The following is an 18950-nucleotide window of genomic DNA, read 5'->3' on the forward strand; positions in this document are numbered from 1 at the left end:
GCGGAAGGCCGCCCCCCGGAGCGCCGGCCGAGTCGTCAGGCACCTATACCAAAACCCCGAACACAGCGTGTTCGGGGTTTTTTATTGTGCGGAAAAAAAAGAAACATGAGTAAAAAAGCCGCCCATTGGGCGGCTTCGAATATTGCGATTAACCGTCTCTACGGTGCTGGCACTGCCCGCCTGCCCAGGTTTCATAAATGGCGCGGTCATCCGCCAGCATCATTAACGCAAAGAGTCGCTCGCCGAGGGTGGTGCAGTGCTGGATGCGTCTGGAAAGCAGCGACGTTGCCTGCGGATCGATGACCACAAAGTCCGCCTCGTAAGAAGAGGCAAGCTGGCCAATATGGTGTTCGAGTGAGAGCGCTTTCGCATTGCCGCGGGTCAAGCCATAAAAGCCTTGCCAGGCGGTGAGCGGCTGCCCGCGTAGCTGACCAACCTGGTAGGCGCTTTTTAACGTGCCAAACCCGGATAGGTCGGTGCCTGCACCAATGTCGCTGGCGTAGGTAAACGCCATGCCGGTCTCCTTGGCGGCCTCTCGATCAAAAAGTCCGCTGCCGAGAAATAGGTTGGAGCTAGGGCAAAAGGCAATGTTGGCGCCGCGTTCCGCCAAGCGTTTGCGCATGCCGTGATCCAGGTGAATGCCGTGTGCGAAGGTACTGCGGGGCCCCACCAGACCGGCTGCTTCATACACCGCTAAATAGTCCTGGCTACCGGGAAAAAGCTCAGCGACCCAGTCAAGCTCGCCGCTGTTTTCTGCCAGGTGCGTTTGTAACCAAAGGCTTGGGTCATTGCGGAGCAGGGCGCCGGCGGCGTCCATTTGTATCTGGGTGGATGTCGGCGCAAAGCGCGGTGTGACGCTATAGCCCAGTCGACCCTGGCCATGCCAGTCTTCAATGAGGCGTTCGCTGTCGGCAATCCCTGCGGCCCCGTCCAGCAATCCTTCGGGCGCATTGCGATCCATCAACACCTTGCCGGCCAGCATCCGCAGCTGCCGCTTTTGACAGGCGCTAAAAAAGGCGTTCACTGAACCGGGGTGGCTTGAGCCAAACACCTGAGCGGTGGTGGTGCCCGCACGCAACATTTCATCCAGAAAGGCGTTGGACAACGCCTCGGCGTGGGCATGATTGGCGAAGCGACATTCTTCGGGAAAGGTGTAGTCGTTAAGCCAGTCAAGCAGTTGACGGCCGTATGATGCCATGATGTCCAACTGTACATAGTGCACGTGGGTATCGATGAACCCCGGCATGATCAGCTTGTCACGGTAATCGACAACGTCGGCACCATAGGGAAGCGAGGGCGACAGGTCAGCGTAACGACCCGCTGCATGAATATGCTGCCCTTTCAACCAGAGTAGACCGTCCGGGTAATGTGCCAGGCTCCCCGGCTCAGGGCTATCGCCATCACCGGGGTCACGCGCAAAGCTGACCAGTTCGGCACGGATAAACGTATCGGTAGGGGATGTCATATCAACTCGAGGTCGCAGAGGATTCGTCAAGGAGCCGTTGCAGCGCTTGGGGCGCAAGGCCGCGGGTATCCGGACCGGGAGGGGTGTCCGCAAGCCAAAGCAGCTCGGTGACCGCGGTTAGCGCAATGGCGTAAGGGGTCTTGTTATGCAGCTTCGCATCATGGATGCGACCAATAGGGCAGCGCACACGCTCGATCGTGTCAGCAGCGTACCCTGCGCGTTTTAGACGCCCTTTAAAGCTCGCCCATTTGCTATCGGAGCCAATGAGCCCGATCGAGGCAATATCATCGCGCTCGATGAGGGCGGCAATGAGAGCGTAATCCTCGTCGTGGCTGTGGGTTAGCACAAGCACATGGGAGTTGGGTGGCAAATCGGCGACTTGGATGCGTGCGTCGTCAAGCTTGTGGAAGCTAGTCCGTGGCTGTTGCTGATCCTGATCGCTGAAGATGTTGGGGCGGCTATCGAACCACAGCCGTTGCCAGGGCAGTGGGGCGCTGAGGTTGACGATTTCGCGCCCCACATGACCGGCACCAAAGATGGCGACATGGGCGTCTACGCCGGCAAAGACTTCAAGCAGAATGTTGACGAAGCCACCACAGCACTGTCCGCTGCGACCGCCCAGTGAGAACGCTTCCAGGTGAAAGCCATAGCGCTGCTGCTGGAGGTAGTCCCGCGCGGCGCTGATGGTTTGCCACTCGAATGTGCCGCCCCCCAGGGTGTCAAAAATGCTGTCGCGGGTAATGACCATCCGCGCGCCGGGTTCACGAGGCGTTGAGCCGGCGCTCGTCACTTGGGTCGCTAGCACATGGGGCACGGCGCTGCGTTGTAGGCGATCCAGTGCGGCATGCCAGGTATCGGGAGCGGCTGGCGTCATAGTGCTTTCTGCCTGACCGCATTAGCGGCCAACATGACGTGCTCGGGGGTGGCCGGCGTATCGAGGTGCGGTGACGACTGGTAGCCCGTCAGGCTAGAAAGCGCGTCGCGCAGTGCGGACCATACGCTGATGCAGAGCATGAAAGGCGGCTCGCCGACGGCCTTCGAGCGGTAGAGGCTCGCCATGGAATTGGGATGACCTTCCAGCAGGCTGACGTTGAAGACCGGAGGAAGGTCGCCGAAAGTGGGGATCTTATAGGTCGCAGGTCCATCGCTGATCAGCATGCCTTTATCGTTCCACTTGAGTTCTTCGCTGGTCAGCCAGCCCATGCCCTGTATAAAGCCGCCCTCCACTTGTCCCATGTCGATGGCCGGGTTGAGCGAATCCCCGACATCATGAAGGATATCCACGCGATCGACCTGATACTCGCCGCTCAGCGTATCCACGCTGACTTCGCTGACGGCGGCGCCAAAGGCATAGTAATAGAAAGGGCGCCCCTGGCCGCTGGCACGGTTGTAGTAAATCAGCGGTGTGGCATAAAAGCCTTTTTCGGACAGTGAAATGCGGTTGAGGTAGGCGGTCTGGACGAGCTCTCCCCAGGGTATACGTCGCTCACTTTCACCGCGGCCCGCGATGAGCATGCCGTCTTCAAGTCGCATGCCTTCACGATCGAGCCCGTCCTCAAAATGCACGGCGGCAAAGTCGAACAACCGCTCGCGTAGCTTGCTGGCAGCATCGCGGGCCGCCATGCCGTTCAGGTCGGCCCCGCTTGAGGCGGCGGTTGGGGACGTATTGGGCACTTTATCGGTGCGTGTTGCGCTGATGCGCACGCTGTCCAGATCCAGTCCTAGCTCACGGGCGACTACTTGGCAGATCTTGGTGTGCAGCCCCTGGCCCATTTCCGTGCCGCCATGATTGATCATGATGCTGCCATCGGTGTATACGTGAAGCAGTGCGCCGGCCTGGTTCAGATGCTGAGCGGTAAACGAAATGCCGAATTTGACCGGTGTCAGGGCGAGGCCCTTTTTGATAATTGGGCTTGCTTCATTGAACGCCGTGATGGCGCGGCGGCGCGTCCAGTACTCGCTGCTGCTTTCGAGTGTTTCCACCAGGGTATGAAGCAGCTTTATCTGGTCGACTTGCTGGCCGTAATGCGTGACATCATGCCCCTCGCGGTACAAATTCCGCTTACGTATCGTGAGCGGGTCTTCCCCGACGCGACGGGCAATATCATCCATCGCGGCTTCGATGATCATCATGCCCTGAGGGCCGCCAAAACCGCGAAAAGCGGTGTTGGAAGCGGTATGGGTTCTTGCACGATGGCCCGTTACGCGCGCGTTACCTAATGAATAGGCGTTGTCCGCATGGAACATGGCGCGGTCGACAATGGCATCGGACAGGTCGGGTGAATAGCCACAGTCGCCAATCACGGTAATATCACCGCCCTGAATCACGCCTTCATGATCGACGGCGAGCCGGTAGCGGTTATAAAAAGGGTGTCGTTTCCCCGTCGCGCGCATGTCCTCGCTGCGTGGCAAGCGCAACCGGGTAGCTTGACCCGTTCGGCGGGCAATAAGCGCTGCAATACACGCCCAAGGGGAGGCCTGGGTCTCCTTGCCACCAAACCCACCCCCCATTCGGCGAACTTCAACGGTGACCGCATGGAAGGGGATACCCAGCACCTCAGCCACGAGTTTTTGTGTCTCGCTGGGATGCTGGTTGGAGGTATGGACTACGACCCCCTCATCCTCGGTCGGCGCGACGATGCACGCTTGACCTTCGAGGTAGAAGTGTTCCTGTCCGCCCACGAAGAGGTTGCCCTCAATAAGCTGCGGAGCTTGTTCCAGGGCCGACTGCCAATCACCGCGTTCTTGAATGTGGGTCGGGCGAACAAACTCTTCACGCTCGACCGCCGCAACGGCATCGAGACTTGCAGGCTGCTCATCGATGTCCAGCTTGGCAAGCTTCACGGCGCGCCGGGCAGCCGTTAACGAGGTGGCGGCGACGGCAAACAGGCACTGGCCCGCATAGCTGATTTCCCGGTCGACAAAAATCGGGTCACCTGGAAATACCGGACCAATATCCGTATGGCCCGGCACATCGCCAAACGCAATCACATCGACAATGCCAGGCGCTTGCCTGACGGCCTCAAGATCAAGTGAGGTTAACCTGCCATGGGCAACGGGGGATAATCCCAGCGCCACGTGCAGGGCGTCTGCCGGTGTTTTCAAATCATCAATGTAAGCGGCTTTGCCGGTGACATGCTTTTGCGCGCTTTCGTGAAAGCTAGCGCTTCCTGCCTGACGTTGGCTTTGGCTATCGACGGTATGCCGGGCAAGGGGGCCAGACCCTTGTATATGATCTGTTAATTCGCGCCGCGCGCGGTGGCTGTCGCCATCGAGTTTAGTGAGCGTACGCATGGAGCATCACCTCCTGGTTGGGCGCGGAGAGTGTCAGGTATAGGCGCTCCAGCAGATTGCGAGCCGCTTGCTGTCGATAATGCTGACTACCCCGCACATCGCTCATCGGCTGAAATTCATCGTCCAGGGCCTGCTGTGCCGCCTGGAAACCGCTTTTGGATAGTGGCTGGCCCTCCAGGACTGCTTCCGTGTTAAGCGCTCGTTTAGGCGTCGCCGCCATGCCCCCAAAGGCAATGCGAACGTCGCGCATAATGCCGTCTTCCCATCGGTAGCAGAACGCACCCAGCACAGCGGATATATCGTCTTCACGCCGCTTTGAAAGCTTCCAAATCCGCAGTAATGCGTGATCCTTGAGCGCCGGAATGAACACCTTGCTGATGACTTCATCGGCTGCCAGGGCGGTTTGCTTGTAGTCGATAAAGAAGCGATCCAGGGGCAGTTGACGGACACCGTCATCATTGGCCACTTCGACCCAGGCGTTGAGCGCCATCAAGACCGGCGGCGTGTCACCAATGGGCGAGGCGTTGGCAATGTTGCCGCCCAGGGTGCCGCGATTGCGTATCTGTTGGGAGCCCAGCCGATGCAACAAATGCGCAAAGGTGGGAAAGTGCTGCTCGAACAATGGCTCAAGCTGGCGATAGGTCACGCCGGCGCCTACCCACCAGCCTGGCTGATGTTGAAAGGTCGTTTCTGCAATCTGTTGCAGTTCATTGACGCGGGAGACATCGATCAACTGATCCAGGGCTTCAAGCCGCTGGGTGGTTTCCAACCATAGGTCTGTTGCGCCGGCGACCAGACGGGCGTCTGGATAGCGCCGACGCGCCTTGGTAAGCTCGGTAAGTGTGGACGGCTGGGCGAATAGCGGTGCACTGTCTGCGGGCGGCGCTGTCTTGTCTGCTGCTGACAGAGGTGGCGAGGCGTCAAACCACGCGGGCGCTTGCCAGGGCTGTTGTGCCATGCTCAAGGCGGCATCGCGAATCGGGCGATAGCCGGTACAACGACACAGGTTTCCCCCCAATACGGCTTCCAGTCGTTCAGGCGTCAACGCAAAGGGGTGCTGCTGCTGAGCCGTATGCAGCGTAAACAGCGACATGACGATACCCGGTGTGCAGAAACCGCACTGACTAGCGTGGCACTCCACCATGGCCTGTTGCGCTGGATGCAGCTGCTCGCCCTGGGCCAAGCCTTCAACGGTGACTAAATGCCGGCCCTTGAGCTGATGCGCCGGTGTAATGCAGGCATTGACGCTTTCAAAAGCTGATGCGACCTCCGTCGGATGCCGAATGGCGACCGTGCAAGCACCGCAGTCCCCGGATGCGCAGCCTTCTTTGGTGCCTGTCATCCCCAAATGGTCGCGCAATAGCGTTAAAATGCTGGTGTCCGGTGACACGTCACACTGCTTGGGGGTGCCATTGAGCAAAAACTCAATTGTCGCCATGCCAACTCCGTTGTCATTGTTTTGACCAATCGGTCAATATAGCGTGAGCTTGAAACAAAATAGCGTGTCTTGCAAGGCTTTGGTGGCTGCATGCGTTTGGTGCAAGAAAGCGGCAAATGCCTGGTTTTGGATCACTGGATACGCGACGTTGCCATCTTGGAAATTCACGCCTTCTGCACCTATTAAAGGAACCCAGCGAATGACGGCAGACATAGCTAACCAGGAAAATGCCGGTCGAGCGCATATTGAACACACCATATTGCGTGCTGCGGAGCAGGTGTTTGCGCAGTATGGCTATCGGGGAGCCAGCCTTCAGGCGATTGCCGATCAGGCTGGCCTGCCTAAAGCCAACATTTTGTATTACATGGGCAGCAAGCAGACGCTTTATGTCCGGTTGCTCAATCGCATGATGAGCCGATGGAACGCGGTGCTGGAAGACATCACGCCGGAAAGCGATCCAGGTCGCGTGCTCAGCGACTTTATACGCACCAAAATGGTGCTTGGGCAGCGCTATCCCGATGGCTCAAAATTGTTTGCCGCTGAAATTCTAGCCGGCGCGCCTTTTCTCAGCGGCTATCTAGCCGGTGAACTGCGTGAATGGGTCGCTTCCCGGGCGGCAATCATTGGGCAGTGGTCACGTCAGGGCAAGATGGACGACGTTGACCCGCGCTTGCTGATCTTTCTGATCTGGTCGGCGACTCAGCATTACACTGAATATAGCGCTCAGGTCACCGGTATTCTAGGTAAAGAGATGCTTGATAACGACGATATCGATGCCATCTGCCGGTTTCTTGAACACGTGATTCTAAAAGGCTGCGGCGTTCAGCTGTCTTCTGAGCCGCGCCCGCTGTCACCGTGATCTGGCTTGCCCATGCTGCCCATTGAGCCACATTTAGTTTCGCTGCAAGAAGCGTTAAGCGCACACAACCGGCTAATTCTGGTCGCCCAACCGGGGGCTGGCAAAACCACCCGCGTGCCGTTAACGCTTCTGAATAGCCAATGGGCGCAAGGTCAAAAGCTATTGCTATTGGAGCCTCGCCGCGTTGCCGCCCGCCTGGCCGCAAGTTTCATGGCGCAACAGCTAAACGAACCGCTCGGCCGCACGGTGGGCTACCGGATGCGCGGGGATGCCCGGGTAAGCGCAGACACCCGTTTGGAGGTTGTCACCCAGGGCGTGCTGACGCGCATGCTACAGGATGACCCGCTGCTTGAAGGGGTGGGGGGTATCATCTTTGACGAGTTTCATGAGCGAAGCCTGGAAGCTGACCTGGGGCTTGCGCTGGCGCTGGATATTCAGCAAAGCATTCGTGACGACTTACGCCTTATCGTGATGTCAGCCACCATCGATGTCGTTGCGTTGCAAAAAGTGCTCGGCCCAGAGGTGCCGGTCATTGAAAGCGAAGGGCGTCAGTACCCGGTGGAGACGCTCTATCGTCCTGCGCCGCACGAGGCTTCATTGCATACACAGGCATGTCGTGTAGTGCGCGAAGCGTTGGCCCAGCCGGATACGCGCGATGTGCTGGTCATCATGCCTGGAGTGGCAGAAATTCATCAGCTGGTGAGCGCGCTGGAAGATGATTCGCGCGACGTCGACGTTCGTGCGCTACACGGCCGCATGACACTTGCGGCACAGCAGGCGGTGCTTGAACGGAATGCCTCGGGTCGACGGGTGATTGTGTCCACGGCCATCGCAGAATCCAGCGTCACGGTGGACGGGGTCAATGTGGTTATCGATGCTGGCTTGGAGCGGGTGCCGCTATTCCAGCCGCGCACCGGGCTCACGCGCTTGACCACGCGGCGGGTCAATCGTGCCAGCGCCGACCAGCGGCGAGGGCGAGCCGGGCGTCAGGGCGCTGGCCGATGCTTCCGGTTATGGTCTCGGGAGCAGCCGCTGGTCGCTTTCGGCGAACCGGAAATCCAGCAGGCCGATCTCGCCAGGCTGATCCTCGAGCTGGCGGCCTGGGGCGTGACATCTCCCGATCAATTGACCTGGATGACGCCACCGCCTCAGGGGGCGTGGAAGAGCGGCCAAGCGCTGCTGCGGAAGCTGGGCGTCATTGATCGAGCGGGCACTCTGACCCCACTGGGCAGGCAAAGTGCTGACTGGCCGTTAGAGCCTCGCCTTGCCGTGATGCTGATCAAATCCGCTGACCTGAATGCATCCGCAACGGCGTGCGGACTAGCAGCGCTTCTTGAGGGTCGGGAACGCGTTGACGGGTCACTCCGTGAGGCATTGGTGCAGCGCTTTAATCAACCCGCCCGTTTTGCCGATTGGCACCGCGAAGCGCAACGTCTGGCTCGCATTGCCGATACGCCACTGCCTCGCCACGTTAACGATTTGCCATTGGGGGTACTATTGGCCCTGGCGTATCCGGAGCGTATTGGCCAGTGCCTCAGCCCCGGTCGTTTCAAGCTGGCCAATGGCAAGACCGCCACCTTGCCGCTCCGCCATATGTTGGCCAGTGAGCCCTATATTGTTGCCGTCAACCTTGAAAGCATCGCCAGTGAGGCGACGATCTATCAGGCCGAACCGCTCGCGCATGACTGTCTCGCTAGTCTTTATCCGGTTACTCAGCAATGGGTAAATCGCATCACCTGGTCAGACGCCCAGGGCAGGTTGGTAGGGGAGCGTGTGCAGTGCCTTGGCGAGCTGGTGCTGGCCAGCCAACCGCTGAATGAGTTGCCGGCCGAGGACGTCACCCAGGCGCTGTTGACCGCGCTCACTCAGCGCTCGGAGGTCATATTCAATTCGCATGTTCAGCAACTACAGGGGCGCATGGCGCTGCTGCGAGAGGTGGTGGGTGACTCCTGGCCGGACTGGTCAGCACAGCAGCTGATAGACACGCTTGATACTTGGCTGGGCCCTTACATGGCCGGCGTCACGCGCATGAGTCAGCTTGAGAAAATGCCCTTTCACACCTTCATGCTCAATGCGCTGAGTTGGGATGAGCAGACGTTATTGGAGCGTTTAACGCCTGTCTCTTTAACGGTGCCCAGCGGTCGGCAGGCGACGCTGGATTATGCCCCTTGCCTTGAAGGAAGGCCGCCAGTGCTGGCCATTAAACTGCAGGAGGCGTTTGGCTGGCAGGCAACGCCCACCATTGCCGAGGGGCGTGTGGCGGTGATGATGCACCTGCTTTCACCGGCCAGGCGGCCGCTTCAGGTCACCCAGGATCTATGCAGCTTCTGGACAAACGGCTATCCGGCGGTACGCAAAGAGATGCGTGGCCGGTATCCAAAGCATCCCTGGCCCGAAGACCCATTTACGGCGCCAGCCACGGCCAGAACCAAGCGTGGACAAACCAAGGCGCCCTAACTCCTTTATTCGGGGATTTCGCCAGGTTTGCGGTATTGGACACCCTGAGCGCGACGCTCTTCCTGCGTCAGCCTTTCGTCCTCAGCCGGTACGCCCAAAACGGTTTCCTTTGAGCCATCTTCCCATGTGTAGGTGGTGCATCCCCCCAGCATCGTGACCATCAGGCAGACGACAAAGACGGCGAGGGTGGGTGTCTTTAACAGACGTGTGTCCATCAGTGGTCTCCTGAGGTTTTGAAGATCAATATTATCAATTGATTATAGAAGCGAGCAGTGAAAAAAGTAAATCCGAAAGCCGCTAGACAGACAACCGTTGAATATACCTTGCGGCATGTCGCTGACCATGAGCTATCGTCAATAATCATGTCACAGCGAAGGGGGCGTGTATGTGGTCGGTAATCAAATCGGTGCTTGCCGCACTCATTGGCGTGCAGAATGACCGCCAACGGCGAGAGGATTTTAGCGCTAAGCATCCCGCTGCCTTCATTATCACTTTTATAATCATCACATTACTATTCGTTTTGGCACTGTGGGCAGTGGCTTCTTATATGGCGGGGTAATAGCCATCGTTTTATTTTTGCCAAATCACGTGAACATTGCCGGGGCTTTTCTATACTGCAGTTGATAGCGTTTTATTAGGCTCTGTCTGAAAGCTTGGCACTTGTGCCGGCTTTTTTGGAAAGCTGGTCATCGACTGTCTCATCTTCTCGCCTTGGGGCATCGTTGCATTTACAGACAACAACAATAAGACAAGGGGGCTTCAATGCGCTTAGGGTGGCCACCATCAGTATTTGCTGCAGGCATGGTCAGCAGCAGTGCCAGCTTTGCCCAATCGTGGAACATGCCGATAGGCGTTACCGATGTGAGCAGCGACATCTACGGTCTGCACATGACCATTTTTTGGATATGTGTGGTTATCGGGGTGGTGGTCTTTGGCGCCATGTTCTATTCGCTTTTTCGCTATCGCCATTCACGGGGCGTAAAAGCGGCCCACTTTCATGAGAACACCAAGGTCGAGATACTCTGGACAGTAATTCCCGTTCTTATATTGGTGGGCATGGCCGTTCCTGCAACGGCGACGTTGAAAAATATGTATGACGCCTCCGATGCGGAGCTGGACGTCATGGTCACCGGCCAACAGTGGCGCTGGCGCTACGAATATCTGGGCGAAGAGGTTGCCTTCAATTCCAATCTTAGTACGCCAAGAAGCCAGATAGGCGGCGAGGAGACCCGAGGTGAGCATTATCTGCTCGAAGTGGATGAACCTCTCGTGCTCCCCATTAATCGTAAAATCCGTTTTTTAATGACCTCCGACGACGTCATTCATTCATGGTGGGTACCTGACCTGGCCGTCAAGCAAGACACCATTCCAGGGTTCATCAACGAGAACTGGGTAAAGATTAATCAGCCGGGTATTTACCGTGGCCAGTGTGCCGAGCTGTGCGGTATCGATCACGGTTTCATGCCCGTGGTTGTCCATGCAATGGAGGAAGAAGCTTTCGATGAATGGCTCGCAGAACGCAGACGTATGGCCGAACAAGAGGCCCAAGGGGTAGATCGTGAGTGGGCCATGGCAGAGCTGATGGAAAGGGGCGAGACCGTTTACGAGTCCATTTGCGCCTCATGCCATCAATCGGGAGGCGAGGGCTCGCCGCCTGCCTTCCCGGCGCTTGCCGGCAACCAACAGCTGATCGACGATCTCGACTGGCATTTGGATAAAGTCATCAACGGGGTATCGGGCGCCGCGATGCCTGCGTTCCGTAATACGCTCAACCCGGTTGAAATCGCCGCAGTGGTTACCTACACGCAGAACGCCTGGGGTAACGATACCGACGCGCAGGTTCAGCCGGCGCGCGTAGCCGAACAAGTCGATCCATAGCGTACGGCAGGCGCAACGCTGACAATAATAATTGGAGACGAATATGGCCCCCAGGATACCTTTGCAGTCGACGATACAGCACAGCGATACGGTGGCAACGGCGGGTGGTATTGCCCATCATGCTTTGCACCCGACGGGATGGCGTCGTTGGCTTTTAACCACCAATCACAAAGAGATAGGCACGCTTTATCTGATCTTTTCCCTGACCATGTTTTTTGTCGGAGGGATTTTTGCGCTTGTCGTTCGCGCTGAGCTTTTTCAGCCGGGCTTGCAGCTGGTCAAACCCGAGTTCTTTAACCAGATGACCACCATGCACGGCCTGATCATGGTCTTCGCTGCCGTGATGCCTGCTTTTACGGGGCTTGCCAACTGGATGATCCCGTTACAGATCGGTGCCCCGGACATGGCGTTGCCCAGGTTAAACAATTTCAGTTTCTGGCTGTTGCCTGTGGCATTTGCGCTATTGCTATCTACCTTGTTGATGCCTGGTGGCGGTCCCAATTTTGGCTGGACATTCTATGCACCGCTATCGACGACCTATGCGCCCGCGTCGACCACCTTTTTTATATTGTCATTGCATATTGCCGGGATCAGCTCGATTTTGGGCGCCATCAACATCATTGCCACTATTCTGAACATGCGAGCGCCAGGCATGCGATTGATGGACATGCCGTTATTTGTATGGACATGGCTGATTACCGCCTTCCTGCTCATTGCGGTCATGCCGGTTCTGGCTGGCGTGATAACGATGATGCTGATGGATATCAACTTCGGAACCAGTTTCTTTGATGCCGGCGGCGGCGGAGACCCTGTCCTCTTCCAGCATCTTTTCTGGTTTTTTGGTCATCCCGAAGTCTACATCATGATTTTGCCCGCCTTCGGTATCGTTTCCGCCATCATTCCTACCTTTGCCCGAAAGCCGCTGTTTGGCTACGCCTCGATGGTCTACGCCACCGCGGCGATTGCGCTGCTCTCTTTTCTTGTCTGGGCGCACCACATGTTTGTCGTCGGCTTGCCGCTGGTCGCCGAGTTGTTCTTCATGTATTCGACGATGCTGATAGCAGTGCCCACCGGAGTCAAAGTCTTCAATTGGGTGACGACGCTGTTTAGAGGGTCGATCAGCTTTGAGTCGCCCATGCTGTTTGCGCTTGCGTTTGTGGTGCTATTTACCATCGGCGGGTTTTCCGGGTTGATGCTGGCAATTGCTCCGGCTGATTTTCAGTACCATGACACCTACTTTGTGGTTGCCCATTTTCACTATGTCCTGGTGCCTGGCGCTATCTTTGCCATCATGGCCGGCGTCTATTACTGGCTACCCAAGTGGACCGGCCACTATCCCAACGAAACCCTTGCCAAATGGCATTTCTGGTTTTCCGTTATTGGCGTCAACCTGACGTTTTTCCCCATGCATTTTGCCGGGCTCGCCGGCATGCCCAGGCGAATACCGGATTACGCACTTCAGTTTGCCGATTTCAATCTGGTCTCCAGTATTGGCGCCTTCTTTTTTGGCACGTCGCAATTACTCTTTGTCCTGGTCATTGTGCTGTGTGTGCGCGGCGGAAAAAAAGCCCCCGCAAAAGCATGGGAAGGGGCCGTGGATCTAGAGTGGACGGTACCTAGCCCGGCACCCTTGCACACGTTTGAGACACCCCCTGAGTTTCGTCCCGTGGACAAGTAAGCATTCAGTCCCGCTATGTGACATCACATGGAGAGGAATATGCACTCATACCAGGCCGATGGTGTTAAAAAGACAGTTACCAGGACGGTGTTTGCGTTGGTGGGTATGTTTGCCTTTGCGTTTGCGCTGGTGCCTCTCTATGACGTTTTTTGCGACATAACGGGGATTAACGGCAAAGTTGATACCACGGCTAAAAGCATCCTCAATGATGGGGTGAATAGCGATCGGTATGTGACGGTTCAGTTTATTACGCGCACGGGTGCCGGCCTTCCCTGGAAGCTGGGCGTCGAAACCCATCAGGTGCAGGTTCACCCTGGGCAAATGACGGAGATAGATTTCACCTTTTCCAATCGTAGCGATATGGCCACATGGGGCCGAGCCGTTCCCAGCGTCAGCCCTTCCACGGCAACGGCTCATGTGCGCAAGGTCAGTTGTTTCTGTTTCCAGGAACAGCGGCTTGGTGCAAACGAAAACCTCACCATACCGCTTGTATTTCAACTGGATAATTCACTACCCAAGGATATAGCCACCGTCACGCTGGTCTATACGCTGTATCCCCTGCAGGAAAATGATGATCGTCAAACCGTGACGTATCTCAATAACAAGAACGGGGGGCTTTGATATGAGTAATGCAAGCTACTATGTTCCGGCCAAAAGCCATTGGCCGATTCTGGGCTCTGTCGCCGTTGGTTTACTGATGGTGGGGCTGGGGTATCAACTGGTTTATGGCTCTGCGACATTGTTGATCGCAATAGGCTTCCTGTCCATTTTAGCGGTGATGGGTTTTTGGTTTCGCGACGTCATAAATGAATCTCAGTTGGGTCTCTACGACAGTCAGATGGATCGCTCATTCCGGTGGGGGATGGGGTGGTTCATATTTTCTGAAATCATGTTTTTTGCCGCTTTTTTTGGCGCGCTTTTTTACGTAAGAACCTTTGCGATTCCCTGGTTAGGGGGTGAAGGCGCCAAAGGCGTTTCTGCGCTTTTGTGGCCCGACTTTATTGCCCAATGGCCTTTGTTAAACCCGCCCGATAGTTCAGTGTCAGGCCCCGATAACGTATTTAGCCCATGGCAACTACCGTTGGTTAATACCTTATTGCTAGTGACGTCCAGTATTACATTGACGATTTCCCACGAGGCTTTGAAGTCAGGGTATCGCAAGCTGTGCAGAAACTGGCTGGCGGGGACGGTAGTGCTGGGCACCTGCTTTATCTTTATTCAAGGCGTCGAGTACTACGAAGCCTATCAGCACTATGGCATTACACTGGAAGCGGGTATTTTTGGCTCTACGTTCTTTATATTAACGGGGTTCCATGGTGTTCACGTGATTATTGGCACCTTGATACTCGTTGCCATGCTGGTGCGAATTATACGGGGACATTTCTCGGATTCGCAGCATTTTGCGTTCGAGGCCTCCTGCTGGTATTGGCATTTTGTCGATGTTGTATGGCTTGGGTTATTTATTTTCGTGTATGTGGTGTGAAGGGTCAGGTGAGCTGGCCGCTGAGAAAGCCATAGCTAATCAGTACTAACAGCAGGATGGCGAAGCCTATGCGCCATTTCAAAGAGGTTAGCAGTCGCTTGGAGGACGTGTCATCGCGTAACAGGTAGCCAGCGCCCACCGCTAAACTGAGCAACATGGCGATAAAAACAATGATAATGAGTGATTTAAGTAGCATAAATAAACATTCCCTATCTCGCTGGCGTCGTTACGGCTGGTATGTGTTCTGGTTGCTCCTGGCGTTGCTTGGGGCTTTCCTTGGCGCATGGCAGTGGGAGCGGGCCGACACCAAGCAGGTAGCGGCGGCGTTGAGAGACAATGCCCCTGCACTGGTCAACCCCCGGATCGCGCCTGCTGAGGGGGCAGAGCTCACCCTCAACGGTGAGTATATGTCGGAGCATAGCTTTTTTTTAGATAACCGTATTCTTGATGGCCGCTTGGGGGTTGCTGTTCTCACCCCTCTCAAAGACAAGTTTGGCCACTATTGGTTGATCCAGCGTGGTTTTGTCGAAACCGGTACGACCCGTGCACCTCCCAGTGTCTCAACGCCAGAACAGGCGGTGACATTAACGGGCGAATGGCAGCCTGCCAACGATGATGGCTTGCTGTTCGGGCCTAACGTTGAAGGGACGCGGCTTCAAACTATCAGCCTAGCGCCCTGGCAAGACGTCGTGCCCGAGTTTCGTTACCAGGGCTGGGTGCATGCGCAAGCCGGTGACGGTGTCTTTTCGACCTGGTGGCAGGCCAACGTGATGCCCGCCAGCAGGCACCTTGCCTACGCATTTCAATGGTGGGGGCTGGCGTTGGTGGCGTTGATTACGATGTGGGTGGGCAGGCGCTATTTCCATTCCAGCCGTGAAACTGACCGGGAGAATAACCATGGCAGTCGTTAATCATGTTGCACGTCAGCGGATCAAGCTCCTGCTCATCTTCATCATTTTTGCAGCGCCCATCGTTACCGCCTGGGGCATGGTCGAGTGGCGTATCGGCGTTCCTGACGAAACAACGGCGCATGGGTCACCCACCGATCAGGTGCCAAGCTTTGAACTCTGGCCCATTGCGCCGATGTCAGACGCCCCAGTTTCTGAAGGACGCTGGATATTGGCGTTCGATTGTTCACTGCAGTGTCCGGAAAGACGCGATCTCCTTTGGCGCATGCACCGCGCCCTGGGGCGCGACGCCAATCGTTTGACGCGCATGAGCATAGGCGGTGAGGGAGAGCCTCTGCCTGGCGAGGCGTTGGTGGCGTGGCGTGAAACGCCTCGCTGGAGCCAGCCAAATAAGGTGTGGTTGATTGACCCTGAAGGGCGGCCGGCGCTGGCGTTTTCGGCGTCAGTGCCGGCGGCGGACATACTCGATGATACCCAGCATTTGTTCAAGGTGAATGCCAGGTAGGCGGTTGCTTGTGCTCGGTCACGGAGGGTTGCTCAATGGTGGATTATCAGCGTGTGGCCATTGTAAGAGGGCTTTCGTTTGTGGGCGTTGCCTTGACGGCATTGGTGATGCTGGTGGGGGCATGGACCCGCTTGTCTGACGCCGGGCTGGGATGCCCGGATTGGCCAGGGTGCTATGGCCAGTGGGTGGTACCCAGCGCTGACGACGCAGCGGTCAGATTTCCCGCTTTCCCGCTTGAGACGTCAAAAGCCTGGCTTGAAATGCTGCATCGTTATATCGCCACGGTGCTGGGGGCGACCGTCTTGCTGCTCCTCTGGCTGGGCTGGCCGTTGAGAAAAATGTCGGGATACCCATGGCGGGTTAGTCTTTTCTTGATGTTGGCCGTTCTGGTTCAGGGGATGTTTGGGGCGTTAACGGTAACGCTCTCCTTATGGCCTCAGGTAGTGACCCTTCATTTACTAGGGGGGATGGGGATTCTTCTACTTTTTGTATGGCTTTATTGCCGTCTCAGGACATTCCCGCGAGGTGTGACGTCGAGCCCGCGCCAGGCCACGGCCTGCTGGTGGCTGGTCGCTGCCCTGCTGGCAGGCCAGTTAGCCTTGGGTGGCTGGGTGTCTAGCAACTATGCGGGTCTGTCGTGCCAGGGGTTTCCGTCCTGCAATGGCCAGTGGTGGCCTCAGATGGACCTGGGTGAAGGCTTCCATTTAACCCAGACAGTGGGGCCGAACTATCTGCACGGACAGCTGCACGCAGATGCCCGTACGGCGATTCACGTCGCCCATCGTGTCTGGGGTGGGCTGTTGGGGGTCGCGATTCTGCTGCTGTGGTGGCGGCAGCGTGTCGAGACGGCGGCTCGAGGTCTGGTAGGTGTTTTAAGTATTTACTGTTTCCAGGTCATGCTTGGCATTGCAAGCGTCATCTTCTGGCTGCCGCTCTGGTTGGCATTGCTGCACACCGCCGGCGCGATGGCGCTGACCGTCAGCTTTTTAATTGCCTGGTGGCGGTGGCGCCATGGTCCCCTGACAGGCAGGTCTGTGCGCGTGTACGGTCGCAACATCAGATGGCCGCGTATCTGGGCGCTTGGGGCGTCGTCGGATAACGTGCATGCCCGAGTGGCAGTGACGCAAAGCGACCACCGTCCTCCTCAATGCGACTAACCGGCTGGGGGCGCCCTCGACACGTTTGTCCTGCCGTATGGTTAGCAGGATTGGGCTGGATGGTGTAAGGTCGCCATGGCAAGGTGTACAATTCCCGTAAAGCATTTGCCAAGCTTGGGTAAGGAGTATCATGAGTCTGACGAGCGCACTTTTACTTTTGTTGCTGGCGGTGGTCGTGATCGCTGGTCTGGCTGTCTATGCCTATCGTTTACGTCAGGAAGTCAAGCGTCGCGATGCGTTTCGCGTCGCCGAAGACCAGCAGGCCCAGCTGAAAAGTCTGGAAAACCTTGATTGGGTCACCGCGGCGCTGGTACAGGAGCAAGTAGACGTGACGGAAGGCGCCTGGCGTTGCAAGGTGTTGCTGGAGATCATTGATCCAAGTTTGACCGAGCGGGCTGATTTTCAAGCGTTTGCGCAGCTCTATGAACAGACGAAGCATCTGAAGACGCATTCGGCCAGGCAGCAGCTCACGCCTCGCGAGCGCATGCAGGAAGACCGCGAGCGTCTTGAGGCCGAAAGACAGATGCGCAGCGACGTGTTAGCGGCCGCGCAGGCAGTAATCGCCTGGCGCAAGAAAGGCGGGCAGGGGTTGCATTGAACTGTTCGGAACGCACGCGGCCATTTTTTTTAAGCATAGCCGTTGGTATTTAGTGCGCTCTGCACTCATTTTGCTATGCTGTAAGGTGTCGTTGTCAGCAAGAAGTTGATAAATCGGCAAGTTGCTGCGGATACAGGTTCAGTACTGCGGTCAACGCTTAACATCGCAAAAGCCCAGCGTATACGATGTTAGGCAGGCGAAAAATGGATGCTCTCGCTCAAAAAAAGAAGCATTGGATAGATTTGGTCACTAATGGCCATTTCAGCATTGGATCAAGAAGGAGTCTTGCATGAAAAAATCAACGACTGGCCTACTAATCGGTTCTGCATTGGTAGTTGGCCTTTCAGGCTGTGCCAGCTCTGCCTCCCAATCTTCTGGGCAAAGCCAAGCGAGCGCTAGTGGGGATCGTAGCTGGTACCAGCACCCCTTCGTGTGTGGCCTGGCAGGTAGTGTGATCGGCGGAAGCGTCGGTTACGCAACCAGCAGCAGCTCCGACGAGGATACAGGTGCCGCTGTTGGTGCAACCGCCGGTGCCACCATTGGTGCTATGCTGTGCGCTGATAATCGCCCTGAGCCCGAAGAGCCGCAATGCCCCAGCTTTGGCGGCGACATCCCGGCAGGCGCTGCGGTCGATGCTGAAGGTTGCCCGTTGGATTCAGATAACGACGGCGTGCCTGACTTCCGTGACCAGTGCCCCGGTACACCTGCTGGTGTAGCCGTTGACGCAGATGGCTGCCCACTAGATTCAGACAACGATGGCGTTCCGAACTACCGCGATCAGTGTCCGAACACGCCTGCTGGCGTAGAAGTCAATTCACTTGGCTGCCCGGATAGCGTCGTGCTTCGTGAAGTAAACTTCGAGTTCGACTCAGCGCAACTGACCTCTGAAGCTCGCAATGTGCTCAACGGCGTTGCAGAACGCCTGGTGAATAATCCCGACGTGCGTGTACGCATTGAAGGTCACACCGATTCAGTGGGTTCTAACCAGTACAACATGGATCTTTCCCAGGCGCGTGCTGAATCCGTGACGGAATACCTTGCCTCGCGCGGTGTCGATTCTGATCGCATGATGGCGCAAGGCTTTGGCGAAGAGCAGCCCATCGCCACCAACGAAACAGCAGAAGGCCGTGCGGAAAACCGTCGCGTAGAGCTGGATGAGTGGAACTAAGGCAAGCAATTAACGCGCTTATCTTACGGTTTTAAAACGCGTTAACCATGATGAAACGGAGG

Annotated in this window: 18 protein-coding genes; 12 read left to right on the forward strand and 6 right to left on the reverse strand. The window is 56.7% G+C overall.

All coding sequences use genetic code 11. The annotated features are described in order from the left end of the window. Positions 1 to 148 precede the first annotated feature (148 nt). From guaD to xdhA, 4 genes are read right to left on the reverse strand one after another with little or no spacing between them, the layout of a single operon-like run. Complete coding sequence (gene guaD / locus QC815_RS07450; RefSeq protein ID WP_309767840.1) at positions 149 to 1465, reverse strand: guanine deaminase; 1317 nt, start codon at positions 1463 to 1465, stop codon at positions 149 to 151. A 1-nt stretch (position 1466) separates the two neighbouring features. Further along, positions 1467 to 2339, reverse strand: coding sequence for a xanthine dehydrogenase accessory protein XdhC (gene xdhC, locus QC815_RS07455; protein WP_309767842.1), 873 nt, complete (start codon positions 2337 to 2339; stop codon positions 1467 to 1469). Then, entirely contained in the window at positions 2336 to 4759 is a 2424-nt protein-coding gene (gene xdhB / locus QC815_RS07460) for a xanthine dehydrogenase molybdopterin binding subunit (protein WP_230448178.1), read from the reverse strand. The genes xdhC and xdhB overlap by 4 nt, the downstream gene beginning before the upstream one ends. Then, positions 4743 to 6197: a xanthine dehydrogenase small subunit gene (gene xdhA / locus QC815_RS07465; RefSeq protein ID WP_309767845.1), complete on the reverse strand. Its 1455-nt coding sequence runs from the start codon at positions 6195 to 6197 to the stop codon at positions 4743 to 4745. The genes xdhB and xdhA overlap by 17 nt, the downstream gene beginning before the upstream one ends. A 199-nt stretch (positions 6198 to 6396) precedes the next feature. Between xdhA and QC815_RS07470 the strand changes: the two genes are divergently transcribed. Together QC815_RS07470 and hrpB are read left to right on the forward strand one after the other, a co-directional pair. Then, the gene (locus QC815_RS07470; RefSeq protein WP_230448176.1) at positions 6397 to 7056 is read left to right on the forward strand and encodes a TetR family transcriptional regulator C-terminal domain-containing protein; all 660 of its coding nucleotides are present in this window, start codon (positions 6397 to 6399) and stop codon (positions 7054 to 7056) included. Between the two features lie 12 nt (positions 7057 to 7068). Next, positions 7069 to 9513, forward strand: coding sequence for an ATP-dependent helicase HrpB (hrpB, locus tag QC815_RS07475; protein ID WP_309767848.1), 2445 nt, complete (start codon positions 7069 to 7071; stop codon positions 9511 to 9513). Positions 9514 to 9518: 5 nt separating this feature from the next. Here hrpB and QC815_RS07480 read toward each other — a convergent pair whose 3' ends face one another. Continuing rightward, positions 9519 to 9728 carry a hypothetical protein gene (locus QC815_RS07480; RefSeq protein WP_230448174.1) on the reverse strand — a complete coding sequence of 70 codons (210 nt, stop codon included), beginning with the start codon at positions 9726 to 9728 and terminating at the stop codon, positions 9519 to 9521. A gap of 170 nt (positions 9729 to 9898) precedes the next feature. Here QC815_RS07480 and QC815_RS07485 point away from each other — a divergent pair, with 170 nt between their 5' ends. The 5 genes from QC815_RS07485 to QC815_RS07505 all read left to right on the forward strand — a co-directional run bounded on the left by QC815_RS07485 (position 9899) and on the right by QC815_RS07505 (position 14552). After that, on the forward strand, positions 9899 to 10072 hold the full coding sequence (locus QC815_RS07485) for a DUF2970 domain-containing protein (protein ID WP_081817462.1): 174 nt from the start codon (positions 9899 to 9901) through the stop codon (positions 10070 to 10072). A 242-nt stretch (positions 10073 to 10314) separates the two neighbouring features. Then, positions 10315 to 11391, forward strand: coding sequence for a cytochrome c oxidase subunit II (gene coxB, locus QC815_RS07490; protein WP_309768073.1), 1077 nt, complete (start codon positions 10315 to 10317; stop codon positions 11389 to 11391). Between the two features lie 43 nt (positions 11392 to 11434). Then, complete coding sequence (gene ctaD, locus QC815_RS07495) at positions 11435 to 13069, forward strand: cytochrome c oxidase subunit I (protein ID WP_230448173.1); 1635 nt, start codon at positions 11435 to 11437, stop codon at positions 13067 to 13069. A 39-nt stretch (positions 13070 to 13108) separates the two neighbouring features. Beyond that, a complete protein-coding gene (locus tag QC815_RS07500; protein ID WP_230448172.1) occupies positions 13109 to 13690 on the forward strand; it encodes a cytochrome c oxidase assembly protein in 582 nt (193 codons plus the stop codon). Position 13691: 1 nt separating this feature from the next. Continuing rightward, complete coding sequence (locus tag QC815_RS07505) at positions 13692 to 14552, forward strand: cytochrome c oxidase subunit 3 (RefSeq protein WP_230448171.1); 861 nt, start codon at positions 13692 to 13694, stop codon at positions 14550 to 14552. Positions 14553 to 14556: 4 nt separating this feature from the next. Here the strand turns inward: QC815_RS07505 and QC815_RS07510 are convergent, their stop codons facing one another. Beyond that, positions 14557 to 14748, reverse strand: coding sequence for a DUF2909 domain-containing protein (locus QC815_RS07510; RefSeq protein ID WP_230448170.1), 192 nt, complete (start codon positions 14746 to 14748; stop codon positions 14557 to 14559). Here QC815_RS07510 and QC815_RS07515 point away from each other — a divergent pair. The 5 genes from QC815_RS07515 (at position 14708) to QC815_RS07535 (ending at position 18888) form a co-directional block, all read left to right on the forward strand. After that, the gene (locus QC815_RS07515) at positions 14708 to 15463 is read left to right on the forward strand and encodes an SURF1 family protein (protein WP_230448169.1); all 756 of its coding nucleotides are present in this window, start codon (positions 14708 to 14710) and stop codon (positions 15461 to 15463) included. The two genes, QC815_RS07510 and QC815_RS07515, sit on opposite strands and share 41 nt — an antisense overlap. Beyond that, positions 15450 to 15965, forward strand: coding sequence for a hypothetical protein (locus QC815_RS07520; RefSeq protein ID WP_309767854.1), 516 nt, complete (start codon positions 15450 to 15452; stop codon positions 15963 to 15965). The genes QC815_RS07515 and QC815_RS07520 overlap by 14 nt, the downstream gene beginning before the upstream one ends. Before the next feature lie 35 nt (positions 15966 to 16000). Further along, positions 16001 to 17122 carry a COX15/CtaA family protein gene (locus QC815_RS07525; RefSeq protein ID WP_309767856.1) on the forward strand — a complete coding sequence of 374 codons (1122 nt, stop codon included), beginning with the start codon at positions 16001 to 16003 and terminating at the stop codon, positions 17120 to 17122. A gap of 130 nt (positions 17123 to 17252) precedes the next feature. Beyond that, positions 17253 to 17720: a DUF2489 domain-containing protein gene (locus QC815_RS07530; protein ID WP_230448166.1), complete on the forward strand. Its 468-nt coding sequence runs from the start codon at positions 17253 to 17255 to the stop codon at positions 17718 to 17720. Between the two features lie 289 nt (positions 17721 to 18009). Further along, positions 18010 to 18888 (forward strand): OmpA family protein, encoded by an 879-nt coding sequence (locus QC815_RS07535; protein WP_230448165.1) that lies wholly within the window; start codon positions 18010 to 18012, stop codon positions 18886 to 18888. Positions 18889 to 18950 lie beyond the last annotated feature (62 nt).

This window comes from Vreelandella gomseomensis (assembly GCF_031451645.1).
Taxonomy (GTDB): domain Bacteria; phylum Pseudomonadota; class Gammaproteobacteria; order Pseudomonadales; family Halomonadaceae; genus Vreelandella; species Vreelandella gomseomensis.

Bases quoted from the DNA above. Each gene is read 5' to 3' on its own strand.
- QC815_RS07500 (WP_230448172.1), top strand. From the start codon at position 13,109: ATGCACTCATACCAGGCCGATGGTGTTAAAAAGACAGTTACCAGGACG.
- QC815_RS07525 (WP_309767856.1), top strand. From the start codon at position 16,001: ATGGTGGATTATCAGCGTGTGGCCATTGTAAGAGGGCTTTCGTTTGTG.
- coxB (WP_309768073.1), top strand. From the start codon at position 10,315: ATGGTCAGCAGCAGTGCCAGCTTTGCCCAATCGTGGAACATGCCGATA.
- QC815_RS07470 (WP_230448176.1), top strand. From the start codon at position 6,397: ATGACGGCAGACATAGCTAACCAGGAAAATGCCGGTCGAGCGCATATT.
- QC815_RS07485 (WP_081817462.1), top strand. From the start codon at position 9,899: ATGTGGTCGGTAATCAAATCGGTGCTTGCCGCACTCATTGGCGTGCAG.
- QC815_RS07510 (WP_230448170.1), bottom strand. From the start codon at position 14,748: ATGCTACTTAAATCACTCATTATCATTGTTTTTATCGCCATGTTGCTC.
- hrpB (WP_309767848.1), top strand. From the start codon at position 7,069: ATGCTGCCCATTGAGCCACATTTAGTTTCGCTGCAAGAAGCGTTAAGC.
- QC815_RS07480 (WP_230448174.1), bottom strand. From the start codon at position 9,728: ATGGACACACGTCTGTTAAAGACACCCACCCTCGCCGTCTTTGTCGTC.
- QC815_RS07530 (WP_230448166.1), top strand. From the start codon at position 17,253: ATGAGTCTGACGAGCGCACTTTTACTTTTGTTGCTGGCGGTGGTCGTG.
- ctaD (WP_230448173.1), top strand. From the start codon at position 11,435: ATGGCCCCCAGGATACCTTTGCAGTCGACGATACAGCACAGCGATACG.
- QC815_RS07535 (WP_230448165.1), top strand. From the start codon at position 18,010: ATGAAAAAATCAACGACTGGCCTACTAATCGGTTCTGCATTGGTAGTT.
- QC815_RS07520 (WP_309767854.1), top strand. From the start codon at position 15,450: ATGGCAGTCGTTAATCATGTTGCACGTCAGCGGATCAAGCTCCTGCTC.
- xdhB (WP_230448178.1), bottom strand. From the start codon at position 4,759: ATGCGTACGCTCACTAAACTCGATGGCGACAGCCACCGCGCGCGGCGC.
- xdhA (WP_309767845.1), bottom strand. From the start codon at position 6,197: ATGGCGACAATTGAGTTTTTGCTCAATGGCACCCCCAAGCAGTGTGAC.
- xdhC (WP_309767842.1), bottom strand. From the start codon at position 2,339: ATGACGCCAGCCGCTCCCGATACCTGGCATGCCGCACTGGATCGCCTA.
- QC815_RS07515 (WP_230448169.1), top strand. From the start codon at position 14,708: ATGGCGATAAAAACAATGATAATGAGTGATTTAAGTAGCATAAATAAA.
- guaD (WP_309767840.1), bottom strand. From the start codon at position 1,465: ATGACATCCCCTACCGATACGTTTATCCGTGCCGAACTGGTCAGCTTT.
- QC815_RS07505 (WP_230448171.1), top strand. From the start codon at position 13,692: ATGAGTAATGCAAGCTACTATGTTCCGGCCAAAAGCCATTGGCCGATT.